Consider the following 7,653-nt stretch of genomic DNA (forward strand, 5'->3'; position numbering starts at 1 on the left):
CGGCAAGGGTAGCCTCAAGGGGCCACATCCGCCGGGGGGGCGGAGCGAGCCGAAGGAGCCGTGAACGACGGCTTCCTCGCCCGCTGGTCGCGGCGCAAGCGCGACGAGGCGCGCCGGCCGGCCGAGGCGCCGCCGGCAGCGCCCGCCGCCGAAGCCACTCCGCTCTCGCTCGCCGAGGAGGCGGGCACCCTGAGCCCCGAGGAGCTGGCCCAGCTCCCCTCCCTCGAGGCGCTGACCGCAACGACCGACCTCGCGCCCTTCCTGCGCGCCGGCGTGCCGCGGGCCCTGCGCAACGCGGCGCTTCGCCGGATGTGGTCCCTCGACCCGGCGATCCGCGACTTCGTCAGCGAGGCCCGGGAATACGCCTACGACTGGAACACCCCCGGCGGCGTGCCCGGCAGCGGCGGGCTGATCCCGGTCGAGGAGGTGCGGGCGATGGTCGAGCGGGTGTTCGGGGGCTCTGGCGGGAAGGAGCAGGGAGCGCCCACCGAGGACTCACCGGAGGCGTCCTCCGGCGACGCGAGCGGCGGCAGCCCTCCTCCCCCGGATCGGGGCGAGGACGCGAAGGGCCCGCACGGGCCTGAAGGCTCGCGCGAGGGTGCGGCGCCTCCGGAGCCGGAGCCGAGCGGCCTGCCGGCAGCAGGGCCTTCCGTTCTCGGCGCCGGACCGCCGCCATCCACAGGCGGGCTCGAAGGTCCGAGCGGGATCTTGGGTTCGAGCGGGATCTTGGGCCCGAGCGGGATCTCGGACGCCCCGCCCCTCTCCCGATCGGCGGAGGGGATCCCGCGTCCCTCGCCCGACCGTCGCGAACCCGAGCCCTCCTCCCCGTCCCGCCTGCGACGCCATGGCGGGGCGCTGCCGTTTTGAAGCGTTAGAAAGTAGAATTGCGCCCTACCGGTTCTTCGGTATGGTGCCTTCGGAGCGCCGCCTCCTTCATTTGAAGGAGGGCACGAGAGCCGGCAGCCACCGAGGGTACAGTCCGCGTTGCATGAGGTCATGGTGAACCAGGAGCCCGATCCGATCGACGAGATCGACGCTCTGCGCGCGCAGGAATACGACCTCCTGGCCGCCGTTCTCGGCCGCGCGCCGGCTCCGGACCTGCTGGCAGCTTTGCAGGGTCTCGACGGCGACGCGACGGCGCTCGGCCACACTCCCATCGGTCGGGCTCACGCCGCCCTCGGCCGCGCCGCCCGGGACGCCGACCCGCGCGAGGTCGGGCGCGACTACTTCTCCCTGTTCGTCGGCGTCGGGCGCGGGCTGATCATGCCCTACGCCTCCTACTACCTCACCGGTTTCCTCAACGAGCGCCCGCTGGCCCGGGTGCGCCAGGACCTGGCCGCGCTCGGGATCGAGCGGGATCCCTCCTCGAGCGAGCCGGAGGACCACGCCGCCACCCTGCTCGAGGTAATGGCGAACCTCGCCTCGGGCCGCCTGCCGGCCGCGCCGGGGGCCGATCACCGCTTCTTCGAGCGGCATCTCAAGCCGTGGATCGGGCGTTTCTTCACCGACGTTGCCGCGCAGGCGGCGACGCCGTTCTACCGTGTGGTCGGCGAACTCGGCGAGGTGTTCACGACGATCGAGACGGAGGCCTTCGCCATGGAGGCGTGAGCCGGCCGCAAGCTCGGGGGCGTGAGCCGGGACCATGCAGGCGTGAGGCGGGGCCGACCGCGGGATCAGAGCACGGACACGAGAGGAGAGCCGCGATGCGGCAGAACAAGGACGACGACACCCGGATCGGACGGCGGCAGTTCTTCAGGACGCTGGGCGGCGGCACCGCCGCCGCGGCGGCTGCGGTCGCCGCCGTGCCGCTTACGCCCACCGAGGCGAAGGCCTACGACCCCGGCACTGCCGAGACCCGGTCGCGCTACCGCGAGACCGACCACGTGAAGGCCTTCTACCGCACCAACGGCTACGAGACGCTGAAGAAGTGAGACCGGCATGCTGACCAAGCGCAGGAGCGGCGATGCAGGCCGCGGCCGCCACCAGGCCCTCGCCGCGGGCCTGACCGCCCACACCCTCGATCGCCGCGGCTTCCTGCGGAAATCGGGGCTGGCCGCCGGCGGGCTCGCGGCCCTCGGCACGGTGCGGCTCGGCGCGGTGCGGCAGGCTGAGGCCGCCGGCTCCTCGGCCGATCCGGCGCAAGCCGTGATCCGCAAGAACGTCTGCACCCACTGCTCGGTCGGCTGCACGGTCACGGCGGAGGTCGTCAACGGCGTCTGGGTCGGCCAGGAGCCGTCCTGGGAGAGCCCGATCAACCGCGGCGCCCACTGCGCCAAGGGCGCGGCGATCCGCGAGCTGGTCCACAGCGACCGCCGCCTGCGCTATCCGATGAAGCTCGCGAACGGCGAGTGGCAGCGCATCTCCTGGGACCAGGCGATCACCGAGATCACCGACAAGCTCCAGGCGATCCGCGCCAAGTCGGGCGCGGACTCGGTCTATTGGCTCGGCTCGGCCAAGTTCACCAACGAAGCGTCCTACCTGTTCCGCAAGTTCGGGGCGTTCTGGGGCACCAACAACGTCGATCACCAGGCCCGCATCTGCCACTCGACCACGGTGGCGGGCGTCGCCAACACCTGGGGCTACGGCGCCCAGACCAACTCCTACAACGACATCCGCAACGCCAAGACGATGATCATCCTCGGCGGCAACCCCGCCGAGGCGCACCCGATCTCCATGCAGCACGTGCTGTCGGGCAAGGAGATCAACCGCGCCAACATGATCGTCATCGATCCGCGCTTCACCCGCACGGCGGCGCACGCGACCGAGTACGTCCGCATCCGCTCGGGCACCGACATCCCGGTGATCTGGGGCATCCTCTGGCACATCTTCCAGAACGGCTGGGAGGACAAGGCCTTCATCGCGAGCCGCGTCTACGCGATGGACGACGTGCGCAAGGAAGTCGCGAAGTGGACGCCCGACGAGGTCGAGCGCGTCTCCGGCGTGCCGGGCGAGCAGCTGAAGCGCGTCGCCGAGCTCTTCGCCAAGGAGAAGCCCGCGACCCTGATCTGGTGCATGGGCGCGACCCAGCACACAGTCGGCACCGCCAACGTGCGGGCTCTGTGCATCCTGTGCCTGGCCACCGGCAACGTCGGCAAGCCGGGCACCGGCGCCAACATCTTCCGCGGCCACACCAACGTCCAGGGCGCCACCGATCTCGGCCTCGATGTGACGACGCTGCCGCTCTATTACGGCCTCGTCGAGGGCGGCTGGAAGCACTGGGCCCGGGTCTGGGAAGTCGAGTACGACTGGCTGCAGTCGCGCTTCGACGAGGTGCCCGCCAGCGCCGGCCGCAAGGCCCGCTCGCGCAAGGAGAACATGGAGACCCCGGGCCTGACCTCGACCCGGTGGTTCGACGCGGTCAGCCTGCCCGCCGAGCAGGTCGACCAGCGCACGCCGCTCAAGGCCATGATGGTGTTCGGCCACGGCGGCAACACCGTGACCCGGATGCCCGAGGCGGTGAAGGGCATGGCGGAACTCGAGCTCCTCGTCGTCGCCGACCCGCACCCGACCACCTTCGCGGCGATGGACGCGCGCCGGGACAACACCTACCTGCTGCCGATCTGCACCTCGCTCGAGATGGACGGGTCGCGCACGGCCTCGAACCGCTCGCTGCAATGGGGCGAGCAGATCGTGAAGCCGGCCTTCGAGTCGAAGAACGACTACGAGGTGATCTACCGCATGGCCCAGAAGCTCGGCTTCGCCGAGCAGATGTTCAAGAACATCAAGGTCGTGGACGGCGTGCCGTCCGCCGAGGACCTGCTGCGGGAGATCAACCGCGGCGGCTGGTCGACGGGCTATTGCGGCCAGAGCCCCGAGCGCCTCAAGGCGCACATGAAGAACCAGCACAAGTTCGACCTCGTCACCTTGAGGGCGCCGAAGGACGACCCGGAGGTGGGCGGCGACTATTACGGCCTGCCGTGGCCGTGCTGGGGCAAGCCGGAGATCCGGCATCCTGGCACCCACATCCTCTACAACACCGCGCTCCACGTGAAGGAGGGCGGCAGCACCTTCCGGGCCCGGTTCGGCACCGAGCGCAACGGCCAGACCCTGCTCGCCGAGGAGTCGTTCACGCGCGATTCCGACCTGACCGACGGCTACCCCGAGTTCACCTTCGGGGTGTTCCGCAAGCTCGGCTGGGACAAGGACCTGACGGCGGACGAGCTCGCCACGATCCAGCGGATCGGCGGCAACAACCCGGACGCCGTCAGCTGGGCCACCGACCTGTCGGGCGGCATCCAGCGGGTCTGCCTCGACCACGGCGTGATCCCGTTCGGCAACGGCAAGGCCCGGGCCAACGCCTGGAACCTGCCCGACCCGGTGCCGGTCCACCGCGAGCCGATCTACTCGCCGCGGCCCGACCTCGTCGCCAAGTACCCGACCCGGCCCGACGAGCGGCAGTTCCGCATGCCCAATGTCGGCTTCTCGGTGCAGAAGGCGGCGGTCGACCGCGGCGTCGCCAAGCAGTTCCCGATCATCCTGTCGTCGGGCCGCCTCGTCGAGTACGAGGGCGGCGGCGAGGAGACCCGCTCGAACCCGTGGCTCGCCGAGCTGCAACAGGACATGTTCGTCGAGGTCAACACCCAGGATGCGGCGGAGCGCGGCATCAAGGACGGGCAGTTCGTCTGGGTCTACGGCCCGGAGAATACCGCGAAGGCCAAGGTGAAGGCCCTCGTCACCGACCGCGTCGCCAAGGGCGTGGCCTGGATGCCGTTCCACTTCTCCGGCTGGTACCAGGGCAAGGACATGCGCGGCTTCTACCCGAAGGGCGCCGACCCGGTGGTGCTGGGCGAGAGCGTGAACACCGTGACCACCTACGGCTTCGATCCCGTGACGGGCATGCAGGAGACCAAGGTGACCCTCTGTCAGATCAGCGCGGCGTAAAGGGAGGGGATCCTCATGGCGCGAATGAAGTTCCTCTGCGACGCGGACCGCTGCATCGAGTGCAACGCCTGCGTCACCGCCTGCAAGAACGAGCACGAGGTGCCCTGGGGCATCAACCGTCGCCGGGTCATCACCCTCAACGACGGCAAGCCCGGCGAGCGCTCGGTCTCGATGGCCTGCATGCACTGCACCGACGCGCCCTGCGCGGCGGTGTGCCCGGTGAACTGCTTCTACACCACGGCGGATGCCGTGGTGCTGCACTCCAAGGACCTGTGCATCGGCTGCGGCTACTGCTTCTACGCCTGCCCGTTCGGGGCGCCGCAATACCCGCGGGTCGGGAATTTCGGCTCCCGCGGCAAGATGGACAAGTGCACCTACTGCTCGGGCGGCCCCGAGGTCGATCTCTCGGTCGCCGAGTACGAGAAGTACGGCTCGAACCGCCTGGCGGAAGGCAAGCTGCCGCTCTGCGCCGAGATGTGCTCGACGAAGTCGCTGCTCGCCGGCGACGGCGAGATGATCGCCCAGATCTACAAGGAGCGGGTGATCAAGCGCGGCTACGGCTCGGGCGCCTGGGGCTGGAAGACGGCCTACCGCGAGACGATCGCGATCTAAGGGAGTGAGACGCCGATGCGGCGCAGGCTGACCTCCATCGCCCTCCTGGCGGCGACCCTCGCGCTGGCGGCCCCCGCCGTCGCGCAGGTGCGCGCCCCCGACGGCGCCCCGAACCCGACCGCCTCCTCGGTCAACGAGGAGATGCTGTTCAAGCAGGATCCGAAGATCCACGGCCGGATCTCGATCCCGAACCAGACCGCTGCCAACCTGATCCAGCCGCAGGGCCGGGAGTGGCGCGAGTTCCGCGAATCCTGGATGCCGTGGATCGGCGCGCTCGCCGTGCTCGGCATGATCGCCGCGCTCGGCCTGTTCTACTTCACCCGCGGGCGCATCCGCCTCGAGCACAGCGAGGAATCGGGCAAGAAGCTCCTGCGCTTCAACAGCTTCGAGCGCTTCTCGCACTGGATGACGGCGAGCTGCTTCATCGTGCTGTCGCTCTCAGGCCTCAACTACATCTTCGGCAAGCGCCTGCTGATGCCGCTGATCGGCCCCGAGGCGTTCGCGACGCTGGCCCAGTACGGCAAATACGCGCATATCTATCTCGCCTGGCCGTTCATGCTCGGCGTGCTGTTCATGCTCGTGCTCTGGGTGCGTGACAACATCCCGGGCAAGATCGACTGGATCTGGCTCAAGCAGGGCGGCGGCCTCCTCGGCGACGCGCATCCGAGCGCCGGCCGCTTCAATGCCGGCCAGAAGATGGTCTTCTGGATGGTGGTCGGCTTCGGCTTCGCCATGGGCGCCACCGGCCTGATGATGATCTTCCCGTTCGCGGCGACGGACATCAACGGCATGCAGATCATGCAGGTGATCCACTCGCTGATCGGCGTGGTGTTCATCGCCGGCATCCTGGCCCACATCTACATCGGCAGCCTCGGCATGGAGGGCGCCTACGACGCCATGGGCAGCGGCGAGGTCGATCTCGCCTGGGCCAAGGTGCATCACGACCTGTGGGTCAAGGAACAGCAGGCCAAGACCGCGAGCGGGCCGCAGCTCGGCCGCGGCCAGGTCCCGGCCGAGTAAGCAGGGTGCGGAGAGAGCGATGAAAGCCTTCCTGGTCGCCGTGGCGGCGGCCCTGGTCCTGGCCACCGCGGCGAGCTTCCTGCTCGCCGAGAACCAGCGCTTCGCCTATCAGGCCTTCGCCACCTCGGGCGCCCGGGTCTCGGATCCGGGCACCAACCTCGTCGGCCCGCGTTGGACCGGCGACATCAAGGAGCCGGGCCAGGGCAACCACAAGCCTGCCGGCCACAAGGCGGAGGCGGGCTCGTGAGCCGGACCAGCATCATCCTCGCCGCCGTCGGCCTCGCCGCGACCGTGAGCGCGGCGCAGGCCGCCGGCCCGCCGGCGAACCTGTGCCAGGAGCTGGTCGCCTTCGTGCACCCGAAGACGCCGGACGCCCCGGCGGGCGGCGTCGGCCAGCCGGCGCCCGCCGCCGTGCAGGCGCCGGACCGCGGTGCGGCGCAGCAGCCTAGCAGCGGCGCCGGGGAGACGCAGCAGAAGTCGGGCCTGAGCGGCCCGGTGGCCCAGAACGGGCCCGGCGCCTCCGGCCCGCAGGGCCAGGCGCAAGCGCAGTCCCAGGCCGCCCCCGCCCCGAGCGGCGCGCCGGCGCAGAAGGGACCGAGCCCGGAGCAGATCGCGCAGGTCGACGCCGCGGCGGGTGCCAACGACATCCAGGCCTGCCGGGCGGCGGCGCAAGGCATCCGCCGCGCCGGCGTGGTGATGCCGGCGCCGCTGCTCGCGCTCTCGGCGCTGGATCCGAAGTTCTTCGCAGCGCAGTGACGAACGCCGCTCCTCCCCCCTTGGGGAGGAGCCGGAGGTGGGTGGTGGTGCAGGAGGCACCGCAGGCACTCTTACGCGGCACACCCTTGCCCCCGCCCCCTCCCACGGGGGAAGCGCGCCGTAATCTCCGACAGACCAACCCTCACGCCGGGATCTGCTCCACCCCCGCCGGATCCCGCTCCGCCACCCCGTTCTCCCGGTGCCGGAAGGCGCTCAGCGCCTCGTAGACCTGGAGGCGCGCCCGCATCACCGAGCCCAGCGGCCGGGTCGCCGCGCTGTCGGGCACCGCGCCGAGCTTCGCCACGTAGTCGCCGAACCGGATCGGCGCCTGGCTGAAGTAGCTGTCGCTGAGCGGATGGCTGACGGGTGGCCGAATCAGTAGGT

8 protein-coding genes and 1 pseudogene are annotated in these 7,653 nt (G+C 70.4%); 8 read left to right on the forward strand and 1 reads right to left on the reverse strand.

Annotated elements, in window-relative coordinates; all coding sequences use genetic code 11:
• The first annotated feature begins 60 nt into the window (after nucleotides 1-60).
• The 8 genes from VQ02_RS02810 to VQ02_RS02845 all read left to right on the forward strand — a co-directional run bounded on the left by VQ02_RS02810 (nucleotide 61) and on the right by VQ02_RS02845 (nucleotide 7,269).
• Nucleotides 61-867 (forward strand): DUF3306 domain-containing protein, encoded by an 807-nt coding sequence (locus tag VQ02_RS02810; RefSeq protein ID WP_048442642.1) that lies wholly within the window; start codon nucleotides 61-63, stop codon nucleotides 865-867.
• A gap of 129 nt (nucleotides 868-996) precedes the next feature.
• Nucleotides 997-1,608 carry a TorD/DmsD family molecular chaperone gene (locus tag VQ02_RS02815; RefSeq protein ID WP_048442643.1) on the forward strand — a complete coding sequence of 204 codons (612 nt, stop codon included), beginning with the start codon at nucleotides 997-999 and terminating at the stop codon, nucleotides 1,606-1,608.
• 95 nt (nucleotides 1,609-1,703) lie between these two features.
• Complete coding sequence (locus tag VQ02_RS02820; protein ID WP_048442644.1) at nucleotides 1,704-1,931, forward strand: formate dehydrogenase; 228 nt, start codon at nucleotides 1,704-1,706, stop codon at nucleotides 1,929-1,931.
• Between the two features lie 7 nt (nucleotides 1,932-1,938).
• Complete coding sequence (locus VQ02_RS02825; protein WP_048442645.1) at nucleotides 1,939-4,881, forward strand: formate dehydrogenase subunit alpha; 2,943 nt, start codon at nucleotides 1,939-1,941, stop codon at nucleotides 4,879-4,881.
• Nucleotides 4,882-4,896: 15 nt separating this feature from the next.
• Nucleotides 4,897-5,493: a formate dehydrogenase FDH3 subunit beta gene (gene fdh3B / locus VQ02_RS02830; protein ID WP_048442646.1), complete on the forward strand. Its 597-nt coding sequence runs from the start codon at nucleotides 4,897-4,899 to the stop codon at nucleotides 5,491-5,493.
• A gap of 15 nt (nucleotides 5,494-5,508) precedes the next feature.
• Nucleotides 5,509-6,513 carry a formate dehydrogenase subunit gamma gene (locus VQ02_RS02835; protein ID WP_048442647.1) on the forward strand — a complete coding sequence of 335 codons (1,005 nt, stop codon included), beginning with the start codon at nucleotides 5,509-5,511 and terminating at the stop codon, nucleotides 6,511-6,513.
• Nucleotides 6,514-6,532: 19 nt separating this feature from the next.
• A complete protein-coding gene (locus VQ02_RS02840; RefSeq protein WP_048442648.1) occupies nucleotides 6,533-6,760 on the forward strand; it encodes a hypothetical protein in 228 nt (75 codons plus the stop codon).
• Complete coding sequence (locus VQ02_RS02845) at nucleotides 6,757-7,269, forward strand: hypothetical protein (RefSeq protein WP_048442649.1); 513 nt, start codon at nucleotides 6,757-6,759, stop codon at nucleotides 7,267-7,269. The genes VQ02_RS02840 and VQ02_RS02845 overlap by 4 nt, the downstream gene beginning before the upstream one ends.
• A gap of 142 nt (nucleotides 7,270-7,411) precedes the next feature.
• On the opposite strand, the pseudogene VQ02_RS02850 reads toward VQ02_RS02845, so the two are convergent.
• Nucleotides 7,412-7,653 (reverse strand): annotated as a pseudogene (locus tag VQ02_RS02850) (hypothetical protein); the annotation flags it as partial.

It is taken from the genome of Methylobacterium variabile (assembly GCF_001043975.1).
Taxonomy (GTDB): domain Bacteria; phylum Pseudomonadota; class Alphaproteobacteria; order Rhizobiales; family Beijerinckiaceae; genus Methylobacterium; species Methylobacterium variabile.